13 protein-coding genes are annotated in these 16877 nt (G+C 71.8%); 6 read left to right on the top strand and 7 right to left on the bottom strand.

The genetic code is table 11. The annotated features are described in order from the left end of the window. The first annotated feature begins 5 nt into the window (after window positions 1-5). Window positions 6-1325, top strand: coding sequence for a GNAT family N-acetyltransferase (locus WMF39_RS06955; protein WP_437744758.1), 1320 nt, complete (start codon window positions 6-8; stop codon window positions 1323-1325). A gap of 40 nt (window positions 1326-1365) precedes the next feature. Here the strand turns inward: WMF39_RS06955 and glgX are convergent, their stop codons facing one another. Next, window positions 1366-3495 (bottom strand): glycogen debranching protein GlgX, encoded by a 2130-nt coding sequence (gene glgX, locus WMF39_RS06950; RefSeq protein WP_437744757.1) that lies wholly within the window; start codon window positions 3493-3495, stop codon window positions 1366-1368. Between the two features lie 79 nt (window positions 3496-3574). Further along, entirely contained in the window at window positions 3575-3826 is a 252-nt protein-coding gene (locus WMF39_RS06945; RefSeq protein ID WP_437744756.1) for a hypothetical protein, read from the bottom strand. Between the two features lie 611 nt (window positions 3827-4437). Here WMF39_RS06945 and WMF39_RS06940 point away from each other — a divergent pair. Then, the gene (locus tag WMF39_RS06940) at window positions 4438-5571 is read left to right on the top strand and encodes a hypothetical protein (RefSeq protein ID WP_437744755.1); all 1134 of its coding nucleotides are present in this window, start codon (window positions 4438-4440) and stop codon (window positions 5569-5571) included. Between the two features lie 225 nt (window positions 5572-5796). On the opposite strand, the gene WMF39_RS06935 is transcribed toward WMF39_RS06940, so the two are convergent. Beyond that, window positions 5797-6990 carry a glycosyltransferase family 4 protein gene (locus WMF39_RS06935; protein ID WP_437744754.1) on the bottom strand — a complete coding sequence of 398 codons (1194 nt, stop codon included), beginning with the start codon at window positions 6988-6990 and terminating at the stop codon, window positions 5797-5799. A 14-nt stretch (window positions 6991-7004) separates the two neighbouring features. After that, window positions 7005-8084, bottom strand: coding sequence for a glycosyltransferase family 4 protein (locus WMF39_RS06930; RefSeq protein ID WP_437744753.1), 1080 nt, complete (start codon window positions 8082-8084; stop codon window positions 7005-7007). 294 nt (window positions 8085-8378) lie between these two features. Here WMF39_RS06930 and WMF39_RS06925 point away from each other — a divergent pair, with 294 nt between their 5' ends. From WMF39_RS06925 to WMF39_RS06910, 4 genes are all read left to right on the top strand, one after another. Next, on the top strand, window positions 8379-9275 hold the full coding sequence (locus tag WMF39_RS06925) for a hypothetical protein (protein WP_437744752.1): 897 nt from the start codon (window positions 8379-8381) through the stop codon (window positions 9273-9275). 79 nt (window positions 9276-9354) lie between these two features. Next, window positions 9355-10437, top strand: coding sequence for a nucleotidyltransferase domain-containing protein (locus WMF39_RS06920; protein WP_437744751.1), 1083 nt, complete (start codon window positions 9355-9357; stop codon window positions 10435-10437). Between the two features lie 28 nt (window positions 10438-10465). Next, entirely contained in the window at window positions 10466-11182 is a 717-nt protein-coding gene (locus WMF39_RS06915) for a TIM barrel protein (protein WP_437744750.1), read from the top strand. A gap of 176 nt (window positions 11183-11358) precedes the next feature. Beyond that, window positions 11359-12756, top strand: coding sequence for an ATP-binding protein (locus WMF39_RS06910; RefSeq protein WP_437744749.1), 1398 nt, complete (start codon window positions 11359-11361; stop codon window positions 12754-12756). 40 nt (window positions 12757-12796) lie between these two features. Here WMF39_RS06910 and WMF39_RS06905 read toward each other — a convergent pair whose 3' ends face one another. The 3 genes from WMF39_RS06905 to WMF39_RS06895 form a co-directional block, all read right to left on the bottom strand. Beyond that, on the bottom strand, window positions 12797-14065 hold the full coding sequence (locus WMF39_RS06905) for a glycoside hydrolase family 113 (protein ID WP_437744748.1): 1269 nt from the start codon (window positions 14063-14065) through the stop codon (window positions 12797-12799). A 52-nt stretch (window positions 14066-14117) separates the two neighbouring features. After that, the gene (locus WMF39_RS06900) at window positions 14118-16118 is read right to left on the bottom strand and encodes a protein kinase domain-containing protein (protein ID WP_437744747.1); all 2001 of its coding nucleotides are present in this window, start codon (window positions 16116-16118) and stop codon (window positions 14118-14120) included. A 282-nt stretch (window positions 16119-16400) separates the two neighbouring features. Then, window positions 16401-16748, bottom strand: coding sequence for a transcriptional regulator (locus tag WMF39_RS06895; protein WP_437744746.1), 348 nt, complete (start codon window positions 16746-16748; stop codon window positions 16401-16403). Window positions 16749-16877: the final 129 nt, after the last annotated feature.

Raw genomic sequence — 16877 nt, 5'->3', positions numbered from 1 at the left:
CCGGCATGGCGCGCACCCGCACCCCGAGCCGTTCCAACCATGAGCTCGTGTTTCGCAGCGCCCGCAAGGGCGAGGAGGGCACCCTCGCGACGGTCGCCTACCGCGCGTTCCAGGCGGGTGATCCAGAGGCGTGGCTGCGGTATTTCACCGAGCACGCGCACCTCGCCCTCGACAACGTGATCGTCGCGGAGACCGACGGCCAGCTCGTCGGGTACGTCGCCTCGCTCGACCTGACGATGAGCTTCGCGGGCGCGGACGTGCCGTTCCAGGGCCTCTCGTCCGTCGCGGTGCTGCCGGAGTTCCGCCGCCGGGGCATCGCGGATCGGCTCGTCCGCGAGAGCCTCCGCCGCATGCGCCGCCGGGGCGAGGCGCTCACCCTGCTCCACCCTTTCCGGCTCTCGTTCTACCGGCGGTTCGGCTTCGGCGTCTGCGAGCTCCGGGACGTCGTGCGCACCTCCCCCGATCGGCTCCCGGACTCGGTGCTGCGCCGCCACGTGCGGGCCTTCTCCCGCCCGCGGGACGAGCCGCTCATCAAGCAGGCCTACGACGTCGCGCGGGCCGAGACGACCGGGCAGCTGAAGCGGAGCGACTACTGGTGGGACGTGCGCGTCTTCAAGCGCTCTCCGAGCGGGGCCGTCTACGTGGATCCGGGCTCCAAGGCGATCGCCGGCTACCTGTTCTTCGACGTCCCGGAGGGCGGCGCCTACGGCGCGCAGCAGCTGCTCGTCCGCGAGCTCCACGCGCCGACGCCGGGCGCTTACCGCGGGCTCATCGGCTTCCTCGGCGCGCTCGGCGATCAGTACGAGGTCGTGGAGCTGGCGCTCCCGCGCGGCCAGGGCGCGCCGCTGCTCGATGAGCCCGGCATCCGCGACGAGCCGATCGTGTACGAGACGGCGGCCCGGCACCCCGGCCTGTGCCCGCCCGCGCACACGGCGCAGCGCCGCAGCGTCCTCGGCCTGACGGCGGCGGGCGCGATGGGGCGCATCGTCGACGTCGCCGCCGCGCTCGCGCTCCACCCGTCGCCGCGGAAGCACGGCGTCCGGGGCGCCATCGGCGTCGACGTCGAGGACCCGGTGTTCACGGACGCGCCGCGCGCCTTCGACGTCACCTTCGCCGCGCGCGGCGTCCAGACGGCGCCCGGCAGCACAGCGGGCGATCGCCTCTCGCTCTCCATCGAGCGCCTCACGCAGATCTATTTCGGCGCCTCCTCGGCGCGCGATCTCCTGAGCCAGGGCTTCGTGGTGGGCAGCGCCAAGGCGGCCGCCCTCCTCGACGCCGCGTTCGCCGGCCCCCCCCTCTTCCTCGGCGCCTTCAACGCGTTCTGAGCGCCCTGCTCTACAACGGTTTCCGCCCCCCTCTGCACCCTCATGCAGAGCGCCGGCTGCGGAGGAAGAGCTTGAGCGAGCGCGACGCCAGCGCCGTCTCTTCGCCGCCTTTCCGCGTCTCGAGGGCGGCGTCGTCCTGGGTGTCCACGAGGAGCTGCCACGGCCTGGGCTCATCGGCGAAGGGCAGGAGGAAGCCCAGGTCGCACGGCGACGCGTTGAGCAGCAGGACGAAGTCGTCGTCGATCAGCCGATCGCCCTCCTCGTCCACGTCGTCGAGCCCCTCCCCCGACAGGAACACGCCGAGGCACTGCGTGCACGGGTTCGACCAGTCCTCGTCGGACATGAGCTCTCCGTCCGGGCGATACCACTGGATATCGTAGGTCTTGCCGCCGCGGATCGGGCGCCCCTTGAAGAAGATCGAGCGCCTGAGCGCCGGGTGCTCGTGCCGGATGCGGAGGCATTTGCGCGTGAACTCCAGGAGCGCCCGCGACGGCTCGTCCCAGTCCCACGGCTGCCACGTGAGCGGGCTGTCCTGGCAGTACCCGTTGTTGTTCCCCTGCTGCGTGCGCCCCCGCTCGTCCCCGTGGAGGAGCATCGGAGTCCCCTGCGAGAACAGGAGCGACGCCATGATGTTCCGCGCCTGCCGCGCCCGCAGCTTCAGGATCTCGGGGTCGTCGGTCGGCCCCTCGACGCCGCAGTTCCACGAGCGGTTGTCGTCGGCGCCGTCGCAGCCCCCCTCCCCGTTCGCCTCGTTGTGCTTTTCGTTGTACGAGACGAGATCCGCCAGGGTGAAGCCGTCGTGGGCCGTGACGAAGTTGATGCTCGTGTACGGCTTTCGCCCGCTGTTCTCGTAGAGATCGCTGCTCCCCGTGAGCCGGAACCCGAGATCGGAGGCGATGCCGCCCGAGCCGCGCCAGAAATCGCGCAGCGTGTCCCGATAACGACCGTTCCACTCGGCCCAGCGCACCGGGAAATTGCCCACCTGGTAGCCGCCGGGGCCCACGTCCCAGGGCTCGGCGATGAGCTTCACCTGGCTGAGCACCGGGTCCTGGTGGATGATCGTGAAGAAGCTCGAGAGCTGGTCGACGTCGTGGAGGCCGCGCGCCAGCGCCGCCGCGAGGTCGAAGCGGAACCCGTCCACGTGCATCTCGAGGACCCAGTACCGCAAGGAGTCCATGATCAGCTGGAGCGTCTGCGGGTGACGCACGTTGAGGGTGTTCCCCGTGCCCGTGTAGTCGAAATAGTAGCGCTCGTTGCCAGGGACGAGGCGGTAGTAGGTCGGGTTGTCGATGCCGCGCAGGCTCAGCGTCGGGCCCAGGTGGTTGCCCTCCGCCGTGTGGTTGTAGACGACATCGAGGATGACCTCGATGCCGGCGGCGTGGAGCGCCTTCACCATCTCCTTGAACTGCCGCACCTCCGACGCCACCTCGGCGCCGGCGCGGTACCCGACGTCCGGCGCGAAGAAGCCTATCGAGTGGTATCCCCAGTAGTTCCGTAGCCCCTTGTCGAGCAGGAATTTCTCGTGAACGAACGCGTGCACGGGCAGGAGCTCGATGGCCGTGATGCCGAGATACCGCAGGTATCCGATGATGGCCGGGTGGGCGATGCCAAGGTAGGTCCCGCGGAGCTCCTCCGGGATCTCCGGGTGCTGCATCGTCATGCCGCGGACGTGCGCCTCGTAGATGACGCTGCGGTGGAACGGCACGTACGGGCGCCGGTCTCCGCCCCAGTCGAAGGACGGGTCGATGACGACGCCGAGCGGGGCGCCGAGCGCCTCCCCCTCGGCCATGGCGAGGTCGCCGTCGGGCTCACCGCTCCGGTGGGCGAACGCGCCCGCGTCCCACTGGAGCCGCGAGGCGAGCGCCTTCGCGTACGGATCGAGCAGGCGCACCCGCGGGTTGAAGCGCAACCCCCGCTCCGGCGCCCACGGGCCGTGCACGCGATACGCGTATTTCTGCCCCGGCCCGACCTCCGGCACGTAGACGTGCCAGACGAGGGAGGTGCGGTGACGGACCGGCAGGCGTTGCTCGTTCCCCTCGTCGTCGACGAGGCACAGGTCCACCGCCTCGGCGTTCTCCGAGAAGAGGGCGAACTGCGTTCCAGCGCCGTCCCATGTCGCGCCGAGCGGGTACGGATCCCCGGGGCGCATTCCTTTGCGCTTGTAGCTCATGCTGATCTCGGTTTCGGGATCCACAGTCGAGGCGCGGCGCCCCCTCGGGCCCCGTCGCCCCGGCCGGCGTATTTGCGGGCTAGGCGGCGTGAGCGCGCCGGCTGCCCATGACGTCGGTCACGACATCCGCGACGCTCCGTGCCATCCCCTCCGCGATGCGGAGCGCCTGGGCCTGATCGCCCTCCGGGGTGCACATCCTGAGGCGCTCGATCATGTCCACGAGCCGCCGGGCTAGCTCGCACGCCTCGGTCATCGAAGCTGGTGACTCCAGGGAGGCCCTCCGCGGGAGGGAAACCATCTCTTCGCTCGGCGTCATCGCGGTTGACATCATGCCTGGCTCCTTATCGGTGATGGCTGCGGTCCGCACCCCCCAGAGCAGGCATCGTGCCAGCGCGGCTCCCGTTGGGATGCTCACCGCAGACACAACGGTAGGTGGTCAGCCGACAGGCTGGGCGGCACAAATCGCCACAGGTGGGGCGATTTGTCCCCTCACAGCCATCCTCGCTCGGCAAAGCGGCGCGGCTCACCGAACAGCCAGGCGACAAAATTGAAGACACGATGCATGCCGCAAGGGTTCGCCGCACGGTGGCTGTTCGGGACGGCCGTTCGGGCTCTGCTGGGGTGTGCTTGAGTTTCCATGGCCTCTGCGCACCCCTTTCCGTGGCGGGCGGGCCGCGTGCGCTCGCTGCTTGCGGGGCCGAGGACGGCGTCGCGCGCCTCGCAGGGGGCGAACGCGGCGAGCACGATCACGACGCACGCCCCGTCGCGCGCGCCGTCCGGGGGGCAGGTGGGCCGCGCTCCGCGCGACGTCGCCTGAGACCGCGAGGTGATCTTGATCGCTGCGCGGCCCCGAGGCGGCTATGGCTACGCCCGGGGGGGCCAGGTTAGTATCCGTTCCGCCGCGGCGGCCGCCGGTCCAACGCGTCGCGGTCGAGAGAGCTCATGATCGGAACACTCCAGGCGAAGATCCAGTATCTCAAGAACAAGAACCTTCACAACTGGCTCGGCGGCTACGCCCGGCAGAGGATCGAGAACGCCCGTGCTCCGCGTCCGCTCGGCCCGCGGCACCTGCTCTTCGCGGTCTGCGATCACTGGGAGCCAGGGTGGGAGAACCCCACACCGGAGGTCGGCGACGCGCGGGTGAGGGCGTGGTCGAAGGGGTATCCCGAGATGGCCGGCGCGTACCGCGACGCGGACGGCCGGAACCCGCGTCACAGCTTCTTCTTTCCGGGGGAGCAGTACACGCCCGGGTGGCTCGACGCGCTGGCGGACCTCACGCGCCGCGGCTTCGGCGAGGTGGAGCTGCACCTGCACCACCACAACGACACGGAGGAGAACCTGCGCGCGGACATCCTCAGGTACCTGGACATCCTGGGGAAGCACGGGCATTTCTCGCGCGACCCGGACGGGCGCATGCGTTACGGGTTCATCCACGGCAACTGGTGTCTGGCGAACTCCGGGCGGGACTCGCGGAACTGCGGAGTCGACGCGGAGCTCCCGCTCCTCTTCGAGACGGGCTGCTATGCCGACTACACGTTCCCGTCGGCCCCCGACGAGTCGCAGCACTCCATCGTGAACCAGATCTACTGGCCGACGGGCAACCTGGCGCGCCGGAGTGCCCACGCCGTGGGCGCGCGAGCCAAGGTCGGCGAGGTGCTGGAGGACCGGATCCTGATGATCGAGGGCCCGCTCGCGCTCGCGCTGACGCGCCGGGGAAGCCGGGTGCGGATGCGGATGGAGTACGGCGCGCTCCAGGCGATCGACCCGCCGACGCCGGATCGGGTGAAGACGTGGGTCGATCAGAACATCCATATCGAGGGGAGGCCCGAGTGGGTGTTCGTCAAGGTCTACACGCACGGCGCGCCCGAGGAGCAGGCGGCGTCGCTGCTCGGCGCCGGGGGCCACGAGCTGCACCGGGAGCTCACCACCCGTTACAACGATGGCAAGGAGTGGGTGCTCCACTACGTGACCGCGCGGGAGATGTACAATATCGCGATCGCCGCGCTCGAGGGGAAGACGGGCAATCCCGGTGACTACAGGGATCACCGCCTGAAGCCGCCGCCCTGCGCGAGCTGACGCAACCACTCCCCCTCCGACAACACCGCAGGCCCGGCGCATAGGCGTTAACCAATCTTCGCGCCGCGTTCTCCTACCTCCGAACGTTTACGTGGTCCTGGTCGTGAACGTGGTCGTGGTCGTGGTCGTGGTCGTCAACGGTAGGCCGTGAACGACCACGACCACGACCACGTAAACGTTTACGTTTACGTTGGCGTGTCCGTCGCGCGAGCCGGACAGCTCGCCTCAGCCCGGCCCGCGACCGCGCTGCTCGCCGAGGACCTCTTTCAGGAGCACGTGATAGCGCTCCCCCACGACGTCCCATGACAGCGCCCCCACGCTGCCCCGCAGCGCCTCCGGCTCCCATGCCGTATCCAGCGCTCGCGCCAACGCGGCCCCGAGCGCCCCGGGATCGCCGGGGGGGACGAGGAGGCCATTGCCCCCGTGCCCTTCGCGGACGAGCTCCGGCACGCCGCCGACCCGGGTTCCGACGACGGGGCGGCCCGAGGCGAGCGCCTCCAGGACGACGTTCGGACAGCCCTCGCGGCGGCTCGGCAGACAGAACACGTCGCACGCGGCCATGTAGTCCGGGATCTCCACGGGCAGCGCCCAGCCGAACAGCCGCACGCGATCGCCCAGGCCGAGCGCGCTCACCTTCGCGCGCAGCGGCTCGAGCAGCTCGCCACCGCCCACCATCATCAGGTGAATGTCGCGGCGGCCCGTCCGGTCGAGGTGCGCCATCGCCTCCACGAGGACGTCCACACCCTTCTCGGGCACGTGATAACCGGCGTACAGCACCACCTTCGCGTCCGCCGGGACGCCGAAGCGCCGCCGCGGCTCGGCCCGATCCCGGATCGCGAACCGCGCGCCGTCGACCGCGTTGAGCTGCACCACGACGCGCTCCCGCGGCACCCCGAGCTCCACCAGGCGCTCCCCGAGCGCCCCGCTCACCGCGACCACACGGGCGCAGCGCTGGAGCGCCGGCGCGATCTGCGCCCGCAGCGCGGGGTTCCTCGGCTGCTCGTTGATGTCGCTGCCGAGCACCGTCGTGACGACCGGCACCCCCGCCTCGCGCGCGAACGCCTCCGCGGCGACGGTATCGGGATAGGCCCACGCGGCCAGGATCGCGTCGTACGGAAACTCGCGCCGCAGCCCCGCCATCGTGCGCCCGAGCGATGCACGGAGCGCCCGCGCGTGCAGGCTCGGCAGCCCCGGGACCGACCAGTACGTGGGGAACAGCGCGTCGATGCCGGTGTGCGCCTCGCGCGTGCCGCCGAAGAGCTCCCGTGACGCCCCCCGCGCGCGCGTCCACCAGGGGATCGGGGCCACGAGCCGGAGCTCGCAGCGGCGCGCGAGCGCCCTGTACGTGTGATAGCTGTACGGCGCCATCGTCGGCAGCCGCGTGGAAGGGTAATGATGGGTGAAGACGAGTACCTTCATCGCGCGCTCGCCTGTCACGTGAGACGGAAATAGAGTTGCTCGTATTTGCGCGTCATCTTCTCGAACGAGAAGTCGTCGCGCACCCGCGCGTGCCCCGCCTCGCCGAGCCGCCGCCTCAGCGCCGGGTCGCTCGCGAGCCGCTCGATCGCGTCCGCGAGCGCGTCGTGCCCGTCCACCGGGACGATCAGGCCGTGCTCCTCGTGCCGCACCACCTCCGGGACCCCGCCGACCGGCGTCACCACGACAGGCAGGCTGCGCGCCATGGCCTCGAGGACGGCGAGCGGCAGCCCCTCGTCGCGCGAGGGCAGCGTGAAGAAATCGGCGGCGACGAGCAGATCGGGCACGTCCTTGCGGAAGCCGAGGAAGCGCGCCTCGGCGCCGTGGACCCCGAGCTCCCTCGCGAGCCCATGGATGCGATCGCGCTCGTCGCCGTCGCCGACGACGAGCACCGCGACCGCGACGCCCCGCTCCCGGAGCCGCGCGAGCGCCCGCAGCAGCACGTCGTGCGCCTTCACCGGGTGGAACGCGGCGGGCATGATGCCAAGGAACACGTCCGGGCCGAGCCCGAGCTCGGCGCGCACCTCGTCGCGCGTCCGCTTGGCCGGGGTGATGTCGATCCCGTTGTGGATGACAGAGATGTTGCTGGCCACGCCGACCGCGCCGCTCTTGTCGGCCGTGTCCTGCGAGCAGCCGACGACAGCGTCCGTTTCACGCCACTCGAAGCGCGACGGAACGCGGATGATCCCGCGCGTCTGGGCGTGATCGGTGAAGACGAGCCGCGCGCGCGTAAGGAGCTTGCCGATCGTGGCGTAATGGAGCGCAGTGGGGTTGTGCGCGTGGACGACGTGCGGGCGGGAGCGCGCGAAGGAGAGGGCCGCGTGCGCGAGCCGCGTGGGGAGGCGCCCGCCCAGCACCGTGGTCGGCAGCGTCCGCTGCCGCGCCAGCTCCGCCAGCGGCCCGCCGCGCAGCGCGAGGATCGAGGCGTCGTGGCCGTGGCGCCGCTGCGCCTCGGCGAGGCGCAGTACGAAATGCTCCATACCTCCGCCATTGAGGCTGCTCACGACATGGACGATCCGCAGCGTCGAATTCCCCATGAAGGCTTGCTACCCGAATCGGGTCCCCTGTTGAAGCGCAAACCGCACCCAGCATCAACACACGCGCTGCCAAACGCCCACCCGGCACGCCGGCGGTCGTGGCCTCTGGTGCGCGTCGACGTTCGTCGGCGTTCGTCGGCGTTCGTCCGCGTTCGTCGACGTTCGTCCACGCTCGTTGGCGCGCGTCGCCGCCCGCCGACGCGCGCGCCCAAAGATCGATGGATCAGCGTACCACCTCGCCTCGCCGTCACCTCACCTTTTGATTTGCCGAACGGAAGCGGCTACTAGACGGGCATGAACCCTGAGCTTCGGCGCGCCCTTGACGAAGGCATGCGCCGCGTGCCCGGCATGGACGCCGCGACGAGGCTGCTCGCCGTGCGGCTCGAGACGGTCAGAGCGCTCCTTGCGCGCCGGCTCGCAGAGAACCCGCTCCCCGTGCCCGACGCCGTGACCCCGAGCGAGATCCCATCCGTCGCCGAGCTCGGCCCGGGGGACAGGGTGCTCGCGGAGCTCGATCAGGACGGCTTCGCCTTCGCGGTCCACCCGGCCGACGTCGCCTTCTTCAACCGGCGGAGCGAGAAGATGCCGCGCCTGCGCTACCGGCTGCACGTCGTGCTGCGCAACGGCTACGTCTGCGTCCGCAAGCGCTTCGTCGGACAGCCGCAGAACGCGCCGCTCCAGGCGCACCTCTTCGCCCTGCTCGGTCTCTTCTTCTACAACGAAGCAGCCGCGCTCTTCCGCCTGCGCGACCTCCCCAGCGTCCCGAGGATTCGCGATCTCAGCCTCGCCACGCGCACCCTTTACCTCGACTACGTGCGCGGACGGACGCTGCAACATCAGGTCGCCGAGCGCGGGGAGAAGGTGCTCGACATCGACCTCGCGCCGCTCGGGCAGCTGTTCGATCCAGACCGCGACCGGCGAGAGATCGAGGCGTTCGCGAGCGGCGGCGGCGCGGCCTACCGCGGCCGGATCGAGGAGATCGTCCGGGCGATGAACGCGCGCGGCGTCGCGCCGCTCGACGTCAAGCTGGGCAACGTGCTCATCGGCGAGAAGACGGGCGCCCTGTACTGGATCGATTTCGAGCGAGCCGCGCTCGAGGGCACCCCCCGCTACCGCGATCGCCTCGACGAGCACCATGACCTCGTGAACCGGTGGTTCGGGCTCGCGCTCTCCGGCGACGGCGGGGCGTGAGGCGCGCGGCGCGACGCGGCGCGCTGCAATGCGCTGCGGTGGGCTCGATGGACGGCTCCCGCGATCGAGGGTGCGATCGATGACGAGAGATGAAGACGCGGCGCCGCGGAGCGCCATCGAGCGGATCGGCGAGAAGGCGGGGCGATCGTGGCCGAGCATCGAGGCGGCCGCGCGGCTCTCGACGGAGACCCGGACGCGGCTCGCGGCGCTGCTCCGCGAGCAGATCCCCTGCGACACGAGCGTCGTGGTCTTCGGCTCTCTGGCGCGGGGCGAGTACACGACCGGCAGCGATCTCGACTGGACGCTGCTCATCGACGGTCAGGCCGACGAGGGGCATTTCAGCCAGGTCCAGGCCATCACGAGGATCCTGAGGGAAGCGAAGTTCCATGAGCCGGGCCCGACGGGCGTGTTCGGCAACGTGGCCTTCAGCCACCCGATCCTCCACCAGATCGGCGGGCAGGAGGACACGAACAAGAACACGACCCAGCGCATCCTGCTGCTCCTGGAGTCGCTCGCGATCGGCCAGCCGGACGCCCACGAGCGGGTGCTCAGGCTCGTGCTCTCGCGGTACATCGAGGACGACCGCGGGCTGCGCTACGGCAGCAAGCGCGAGATCCTCCCGATGTTCCTCCTGAACGACATCGTCCGGTACTGGCGCACGGTCGCCGTCGATTTCGTCTACAAGCAGCGGGAGCGCAGCTCGGGCTGGGCGCTCCGCAACGCGAAGCTCAGGATGTCGCGGAAGCTCATCTTCGTGAGCGGGCTCCTCACCTGCTTCGGCTTCGAGCTGTTCTGCAAGGATCGGGCGACGTTGACCGACGACGGCGAGCGGCTCTCGACGCCCGCGCTCGTGCGCTTTCTGCGAGAGCGCATCCGGGTGACGCCCCTGGAGAGCCTGGCCGAGGTGCTGCTCCGGCCCTCGATCTCCGCGGAGACGGCGCGCACGCTGTTCGACAGCTACGACGCGTTCCTCGCGCTCCTCTCGAACGAAGAGGAGCGCGGCCGGCTGAAGCAGCTGCCGCTGGACGATCAGCTGGGCAGCGACCCGACCTTCAAGCGGGTGCGGGACATCGCGCGTGAGTTCCAGGGCGGGCTCGACCGGCTCTTCTTCAAGGAAGACGACGAGCTCCGCAAGCTCCTCCAGACCTATGGAGTGTTCTGATGCTCCTCCAGACCTATGGGGTGTTCTGATGCGACCCGTGGGCTACTCGACAGGGGCGCTCGCCCTCAGCGACGTCGAGCGAGCGCTCTCGATGCTCGAAGGGAGCTCGGCGACCGCCGTGGAGCTCTCCGCGCTGCGGATCTCGGAGCTCAAGCCGCTGCTCCGGCTCCTCGGCTCGCTCGACCTGTCGCGGTACGGCTACGTCTCGTTCCACGCTCCGAGCCGCTTCGACGCGGCGGAGGAGCGCGCCGTCGCCGACGCCATGGCGGAGGTGGCCGCGCTCGGATGGCTCATCGTCCTCCACCCCGACACGCTCCGTGATCTCGGCGCCTTCCGGCAGCTCGGCGGCCTCCTCGCCATCGAGAACATGGATAAGAGAAAGCGGACAGGCCGCACCGTGGAGGAGCTCGGGCCCTTCTTCGACGCGCTGCCGGACGCGTCGTTCTGCTTCGATATCGGCCATGCGCACCAGGTCGATCGCACGATGACCGAGGCCCATTTCCTCGTACGGGAGCACAGGACGCGGCTGAAGCAGCTCCATGTGAGCGAGGTGAACGCGGGGAGCCGCCACGGCGCCCTGAGCCAGAGCGCGGCGCACGCGTTCCAGCGGATCGCCGCCCACCTCCCTGACGACGCGGCGCTGATCCTGGAGACCCCGGCGTCGCCCGCGGAGCTCGAGCGGCAGATGGCCATTGCGCGGGCGGCGCTGTCGAACCCGAAGGGCCTGGAAAACACGCACGCCTGAGGCCGCGCGCAGCGCAGCCTCGACGGGCGCCGCGCCGCTCCCGCAGCGCCCGGGCTCGGCCGCCTCCCCGGCGGCTCCGGGAGCTCCGGATTGCCCGGCGGACGGGCCGCGCGCGCTCGAGGCGCTACGCTTCCGCTCGTTCCCGGCGCGACCTGGGCCGGAACCGGGGGACGACGATGAAGCTGAAGACGCTCGCGGCGGCGAGCACCGCATGGCTCGCCGCCCTCGCGCTGCTGACGGCGAGCGGGTTCACGCTCAGCGCCACGTACATGACCCGCGAGGTCACGTGCCTCTTCAACATCGTCCGGGAGGTGCGGTCCATCACGCAGCTGGAGGTCCACCTCCTCTCCCACGAGCGCGAGAGCGCCCGCGTGGCGCTGACCCAGCTCCCCGAGCACGTCGGCGCGCGCGATACCGCCAGGCGCGAGCTCTCCCGGTGGCTCGAGGACGCCCGCGCGCAGCCGGTCACCGCGGAGAGCGCCAGCGTCTTCGAGGAGGCCGAGCGGGAGATCGAGCGCTACCTCGCCACGCACACGCAAACGCAGGAGCACCGGGAGGCCGGGGTGTCCCACGATGAGGTCGACCGTACGTTCGCCGCGCTCGAGCGGCTGCTCGCCACCAGGCTCGCCGAGGCGCGGATCGCCCGGCAGCGCGTCGATGAGGTGCACCGGCTCTCGGAGATCGTGAGCCTCGGGGCCGCCGGGATGCTGCTGGCCGGCGTACTGCTCGCGCTCTGGCAGCTGCGCAGGTGCGTCTATCGCCCGCTCCTCTCGATCCGCGCCGCGATCGACCGCTACGGGGCCGGCTCGCACGACGCCCGCGCGCCGCAGGGCGGGCTCGACGAGCTGCGCGAGATCGCCGTCGCGTTCAACGAGATGGCCGCCGCGCTGGCCGAGCAGCGCAAGAGGCAGCTCGGGATCCTCGCGAGCGTCGCGCACGACCTGCGCAACCCGCTCGCCGCGCTGAAGCTCACGGTCGACAGCCTCCGGCCGGATCGGCCCCTCCCCCACGAGGAGCGGCTCCGGTCGATGCTCACCCGCATCGGGAAGGAGGCCGCGCGCTGCGACCGGATGCTCACGGACCTCATGGACATCGCGCGGCTCGAGGGCGGTGAGCTCGAGCTGCGCCGCGAGACCCGGGACGCGCGCGAGCTCGCCCGCGACGTCGTGGAGCTCTACCGCCCGACCGCGACCGCGCACGAGCTCAGGCTGTCGCTCCCCGAGGAGCCCGTCCCGCTGTGCTGCGACCCGATCCGGGTCGAGCAGGTGCTCAACAACCTGGTCGCGAACGCCATCAAGTACTCGCCTGCGGGCGGCGCCGTGCAGGTGACCGTCGCGCGGGTAGGCGCCGAGGTCTCCATCGCGGTCTCGGACCGCGGCGTGGGGATCGCGGCCGACGATCAGCGACGGCTGTTCGAGCGCTACTTCCGCGCCCCGTCGTCGAGCGGCGTGGCCCCGGGCGTCGGCCTCGGCCTGTGGGCCGCGCTCCGCATCGCCGAGGCGCACGGCGGGCGCATCGAGGTGACGAGCACCGCAGGCAGGGGCTCGACCTTCACCCTCCGCCTGCCGTCATGAGCGCATCGTCCCGCAAGGAGCGGCTCGTCCGCTCGTCCGGCTACGGGAACAGGCTCCCGGGCTCGTCGGGATCGAGCTCCCAGCCGAAGAGCCCCGGGGTGCGGGCGCGGTGCCCGCCGAGCGCGTCGCCGGGCAGCCGGGGGCCGTCGGCGGCCCAGCGGGTGGCGAAGGCGTCGCGCAGCACGAGCTCCGCGAGCTTGCCCCTCGGCGAGAAGCCCCACTCGGCCTCCTGCGAGACGTCGTCCGGATCGGCGTAGAGCCGCCAGACGAAGAAGCCGGCGCACGTGCGCGCGTCGAGGAACGGCGCGATCACCGCGGCGTAGGCCTCGGCCTGCGAGCGCTGGTCGACCACCACGCCCTTCATGCGATCGGGCCACTCCCACGGGCGCACGGCGGGATCGCGCCGCGTGGTGTAGCCGATCTCCGTCAGCAGGATCGGCTTGCCCCACGCGCGCGCCACGGCGTCCACCCCGGCCGCCACCTTGCGCCCGCCGCGCAGGAGCTCCTCGAACGACGCGCCCTCGCGCTCCGCCAGCGGGTAGAACGCGTTGATGCCGATGAGGTCGAGCGCGTCGAAGATCAGCGTGTGCTCGACGTCGTCCCAGTTCGCCGAGTAGGTGAGCAGCCCCGGGTACACGCGGCGCACCGCCTCGATGATCGGCAGGAAGCTCGCCGCCCGCGGCGTCGTCACCCAGCTCCGCAGCTCGACGCCCACGCTGAGCATCTCCGCGCCTCCCTCGCGCGCGACCGCGGCCCACGTGAGCAGGAACCGGCGGTACGACTCGGCCCAGCGCGCCCAGCCGGCGTCGTCCCCGGGATCGATCTGGGCCCGCCACTCGCCGCTCTCGACCCAGAGGTGCGGGACGAGCAGCACCTTGAGCCCGCGCGCGTGCGCCTGCGCGATCGCCGCGAGCACGTTGCGCCGGTTCTCCTCGAACGGCGCCTCGAAGACGAGATCGACGCCCGTGCCCTTGCCGTCCCACACGCGGCCGAACGGCGTCAGGCTGACCCACGTCGCGCCCATGGCGACCGCCTCATCCATCGCCCGCCCGCTCGCCGCGGTGCCGTAGCCGCGGCCCGGGTGCCGCAGGTTCTCGATCGGCCCGATCGTCACGCCGCGCACGCCGCCCCAGCCCGACACGGCCCACCCCGCCGCGCCGTACGGCAGGTGCTCCGGCGCGACCCGCGGCGCCTGCTGCGCGGCCTGCGGCGCGGCGCTCGCAGGGCGCACAGGAGCGCCGACCGCCGCCGCCGACACGGCGAGCGCGGCGCCCGCCGCGCGGGCGAGCGCGTAACCTCCTCGACTCATCCCTGGCACGGGCCGCCTTATACCAGGCAGGCGGACCACCGGGCCGCGGACGTCACCCGCCGTCGCTCGCCTGAGGTCGCTGCGCGCCGTCGCTCTCCGCGGGTTGCTGCGGCGCGCGCGCGCCCTCGGCGGGCTGCGCCGGCCCAACCGCGCCCTCCTCGGGCCGCGGCGGCTCGCGCCGGGACGCGTCGCGCTCTTGCCGCGCGCGGGTGGTCGCCTCACGCCACGCCCGCTCGCGCTCGAGCTTCTCGCGCCGCCGCCGCCGCTCGCGCTCGACCTCGTCGTAGATGACCTCGGGGCGCCGCGCGTCGAGACGGGCCCCTCGCGCTTGCGCCACACGCGGCGCCTCGCTCTCGGGACCCGCGGCGCTCGCAGGAACCAGCTCGGCCGCCGGGGGCTCGACCGCCGTGGGCTCGGGCGAGGGCTCCGGCGCGGCAGGGACGGCCGCGCTCGATCGCCCCGCCACCACCGACGAGCGCGCCTCCTGAGCCGCGCGCTTCGCCAGCCCCTTCGCCGCAGGCAGCGCGCTCCCGCCTCCGTCGAGCGTGCGCATCTGCACGAGCCACACGCCGCCGACCCCCGCGAGCATCCCGAACAGCGCGAACGCGATCGCGAACCGCCGGGGCCACGGCGACGGCCCCCGGCGCACCACCGTGAGGCGCTCCGCATCGGCCTCGGCCAGGACACGCGCGGTGAGCGCCGGCGTGACGCGAGGCGCCGCGCCATCGCTGACGCGGTGCACGACCTTGCGGCCGAGCGGAACGGGCGTGTCCTCGGCGGTCGGCGGCTGCCCTGGCCCGCCCGCCTGGGGATCGGAGCGGCGCTCCGGCGGGCTCACCGTCAGGACCGGCGGGGGCGGAGTCCGGCTCGCCCGGAGGTGATCGCCGCCGTCCCACGCCGCTCCCGCGTGCGACACCAGCGTGGCGTCGGACAGACGGCCTGCGGGAGATTCCCACTTGGCCGTCGTCTCGAGGTCGCTCATGAGATCGTCGGGCGACATCCTCGGCAGGTCCGCCAGCGTGTCGGCCTCCCACTCGTCCGCGGCGACCGGAGCAGGCGTCGCCATGCGGACGGTCTCGTCCGCCCGGAGCGCCTCCCACACGCGCTCGGCCGCGTCCTCCGCGCCCTCGCCCCCGAAGCGCGCGAGCGCGAACGCGAGCTTCGCGACGTCCGAGGGGCGCGCCTCCGGGTCCTTGGCGAGGCAGCGCAGCAGGAGGGCCCGCAGCTCCGGGGGCTCGACGCCCGCCGGAAAGGGCGCGGGCGGCTCGGTCAGGACCTTGGTGCAGATCTCGAGCTCGGTCGGCGCATCGAACGGGCTCGCCCCGCAGAGCAGCGCGTAGGCGACCGCGCCGATCGACCAGATGTCGGCGCGCTCGTCGATGCCGCCCGCCGACCGCATCTGCTCCGGCGCCATGAAGAGCAGCGACGTCCGCATGGCGCCCGAGGCGGCGTTCGGCCCCTCGCTCTCGACACCGCAGGCGACGGCCGACACCCCGAAGTCGAGGACCTTCACGCTCGGGGCGCCGTCGCCGAAGCTGAGAAAGAGGTTCTCGGGCTTGATATCCCGGTGAAGGATCCCGATGCCGTGCGCCTCGGCGACCGCCTCGCAGATCTGCAGGAGGTACTTCACCGCCTCCCTGACCCGGATCGGCCCGCGGCGCCGCAGGTAGCTCGTGACGTCGGAGCCCTCCAGGTACTCGCTGACCACGAACGGCGCGCCCCCTTCGACCCCGACGTCGAGGATCCGCGCGACGTACCTGCCCTTGAGCGCGCGCGCGGCGCGGGCGCCCCGGAGCAGCCGATCGACGGCGTGCCTGTTCTCGACGAGCCTCGGATCGACGCGCTTGAGCGCGACGCGCTGGCCGGACAGGCGATCGGTGGCGAGCTGGACGACGCCCACGCCGCCGGCGCCGATCCGGGTCTCCACCGCGTACCTGCCGGCGACGATCTCTTGCCACCTCGGGCCGCCCTCGGCCGCCCGCGGCGCACGTTCAGCGTCGGTCCGCTCCCGTGCGGCCGCGCGATCCTCTGCTCTGGGCTTCAGCGACGTCAACGCACTGCCTCGGTGTGTGTCCGCGAGCTCCGCGGACAGAGTCAAAGCCTGTCCCCTGAATAACAGATTCAGAGTGCTGCTATCGCGTCCATGACGTGTCGTCTAGTGACACTCGGGCACGAAAATGTCCGTTCTTCACGCATTTTGGCGCAGCTGGCTGGCCGGCCAGCTGGCCGGCCGGCCGGCCGGCAGCCATCTCCATCAGCGGCATCCGCGGCTATCGTCATGGGCCATCGAGCCATCGACACCGCTTCCATGCGTTCCGCGTGCCATCCACGCGGCTCACGGCGGGAGCCCCAATGCGAGCGCGACCAGAGTATCGACGCCGCTCAGGATCAGGACGAGCGCTGCGGCGGACGCCGCGCCGAGCCCGAGCGCCTTCAGCGCGCGGAAGCGCGCTGTTCCGCGTGTTCCACGCGCCCCCGGCCGCCCGTGCTGGACGCCGCGCGTGACCCAGCACCACCCGAGCATGGACAGCGGGCCAAACGCATAGAGGGCCGCGCCCCAGGTCGCTCCGTTCCAGCAAGCGCCGCGCTGCTCGGGCGTGAGCCGCCGTCGGTCCCAGCGCTGCAGCGCGAACGGTAGCGCGATACCGAGGACCATCTGGAGCGCGAGGCGGAGAGTGCTCATTTCGTGCGCCGAGCTCCCGGGCGAGCGCTCCACTCAGGCAGCGCCGGACAAGCGCAAATCGCCAGAGCACGCCGCAGCGCGTCGCGGCAGAGCTCGGGTGAGCGACTCGCTGCCCGGCTTCGCTGACCT

The organism is Sorangium sp. So ce1504, assembly GCF_051521635.1.
Taxonomy (GTDB): domain Bacteria; phylum Myxococcota_A; class Polyangia; order Polyangiales; family Polyangiaceae; genus Sorangium; species Sorangium cellulosum_B.
The sequence above is the reverse complement of the archived record's forward strand: the minus strand, read 5'-3'. Positions and strand labels throughout refer to the sequence as shown.

Coding starts and splice junctions, on each gene's coding strand:
- WMF39_RS06935 (WP_437744754.1), bottom strand. CDS start 6,990: ATGAAGGTACTCGTCTTCACCCATCATTACCCTTCCACGCGGCTGCCG.
- WMF39_RS06930 (WP_437744753.1), bottom strand. CDS start 8,084: ATGGGGAATTCGACGCTGCGGATCGTCCATGTCGTGAGCAGCCTCAAT.
- WMF39_RS06940 (WP_437744755.1), top strand. CDS start 4,438: ATGATCGGAACACTCCAGGCGAAGATCCAGTATCTCAAGAACAAGAAC.
- WMF39_RS06920 (WP_437744751.1), top strand. CDS start 9,355: ATGACGAGAGATGAAGACGCGGCGCCGCGGAGCGCCATCGAGCGGATC.
- WMF39_RS06915 (WP_437744750.1), top strand. CDS start 10,466: ATGCGACCCGTGGGCTACTCGACAGGGGCGCTCGCCCTCAGCGACGTC.
- WMF39_RS06905 (WP_437744748.1), bottom strand. CDS start 14,065: ATGAGTCGAGGAGGTTACGCGCTCGCCCGCGCGGCGGGCGCCGCGCTC.
- WMF39_RS06955 (WP_437744758.1), top strand. CDS start 6: ATGGCGCGCACCCGCACCCCGAGCCGTTCCAACCATGAGCTCGTGTTT.
- glgX (WP_437744757.1), bottom strand. CDS start 3,495: ATGAGCTACAAGCGCAAAGGAATGCGCCCCGGGGATCCGTACCCGCTC.
- WMF39_RS06895 (WP_437744746.1), bottom strand. CDS start 16,748: ATGAGCACTCTCCGCCTCGCGCTCCAGATGGTCCTCGGTATCGCGCTA.
- WMF39_RS06925 (WP_437744752.1), top strand. CDS start 8,379: ATGAACCCTGAGCTTCGGCGCGCCCTTGACGAAGGCATGCGCCGCGTG.
- WMF39_RS06945 (WP_437744756.1), bottom strand. CDS start 3,826: ATGATGTCAACCGCGATGACGCCGAGCGAAGAGATGGTTTCCCTCCCG.
- WMF39_RS06910 (WP_437744749.1), top strand. CDS start 11,359: ATGAAGCTGAAGACGCTCGCGGCGGCGAGCACCGCATGGCTCGCCGCC.